Here is a 1,335-nt window from a genome sequence, read left to right as displayed (position 1 = left end):
GGCTCGCGTGGACGCCGCTGCGCCGCCAGGTCTACGAACGCGTGCTGGCCGCGCAGCGCCCGATCGGCGCGTACGACCTGCTCGCCGAACTCGAACCGCAACGCGGCCGCGTGCCGCCGACAACCGTCTACCGCGCGCTGGATTTCCTCGTCGAGCACGGCTTCATCCACCGGATCGAATCGAAGAACGCGTTCCTCGCGTGCTGCGAGATCGGCGTGCCGCACGAAGGCCAGTTCCTGATCTGCGATTCGTGCGGCGACACCGTCGAGATTCCCGGCAGCGACCTCGCGAAGCAGCTGTCCGCGAGCGAGCCCGCGCACGGTTTCGAAGTCCACCACCAGGTCGTCGAGCTGAACGGCCTGTGCGGGCACTGCAAGCGCAAGCCCGCGCAGCGCTGACGCCGCACCGCGCGGCGCCCGCGCCGCCCTTCCAACGAGGAGTTCCATGTCCATTGCCCTGAAGCGCGCGCCGCGGCGCGCCCTGTCGCCTGTCCGCTGGCTCGCCGCCGCCGTCGCCGCACTGTCGTTCGCCGCGCCCGCGTTCGCGCAGGCCGCGACCGTCAACGTCGTCGCCGCCGAGAATTTCTACGGCGACGTCGCGTCGCAGATCGGCGGCCGCCACGTCGCGGTCACGAGCATCCTCAGCAATCCGGACCAGGATCCGCATCTGTTCGAAGCGAGCCCGAAGACGGCCCGCGCGCTGCAGCACGCACAGGTCGTGATCTACAACGGTGCCGACTACGATCCGTGGATGGGCAAGCTGCTCGGCGCATCGAAGCAGGCGAAGCGCGCGACGATCGTCGTCGCCGATCTGGTCGGCAAGAAGGCCGGCGACAACCCGCACCTGTGGTACGACCCGGCGACGATGCCGGCGGCCGCACGCGCGATCGCGGCCGAACTCGGCCGCGCCGACCCGGCGAACCAGGCCGAGTACGATGCGAACCTGCAGAAGTTCGTCGCATCGCTGAAGCCCGTCGACGACAAGGTCGCCGCGCTGCGCGCGAAGTACAAGGGCGTGCCGGTGACGGCCACCGAGCCGGTGTTCGGCTACATGTCGGACGCGATCGGCCTCGACATGCGCAACCAGCGCTTCCAGCTCGCGACGATGAACGACACCGAGGCGAGCGCGCAAGACGTCGCCGCGTTCGAGGGCGACCTGCGCAAGAAGCAGGTGCGCGCGCTGATCTACAACAGCCAGGCCGAAGAACCGATGACCAAGCGCATGCTGAAGATCGCGCGCGACGGCGGCGTGCCGACCGTCAGCGTCACCGAGACGCAGCCGGCCGGCAAGACATTCCAGCAATGGATGATCGGCCAGCTCGACGCGCTCGGCAGC

General features: G+C 69.4%; 2 protein-coding genes. Both read left to right on the top strand.

Annotated elements, in window-relative coordinates:
* The coding region (locus A9Z05_RS33305) for a Fur family transcriptional regulator (protein ID WP_069621793.1) at positions 1 to 398 on the top strand (398 nt) is incomplete at its 5' end.
* 46 nt (positions 399 to 444) lie between these two features.
* Positions 445 to 1,335: metal ABC transporter solute-binding protein (locus tag A9Z05_RS33300; RefSeq protein ID WP_069621792.1), on the top strand; the 891-nt coding region annotated here is incomplete at its 3' end.

Source organism: Burkholderia sp. A2 (assembly GCF_001729305.1).
GTDB lineage: Bacteria > Pseudomonadota > Gammaproteobacteria > Burkholderiales > Burkholderiaceae > Burkholderia > Burkholderia sola.
The sequence above is the reverse complement of the archived record's forward strand: the minus strand, read 5'-3'. Positions and strand labels throughout refer to the sequence as shown.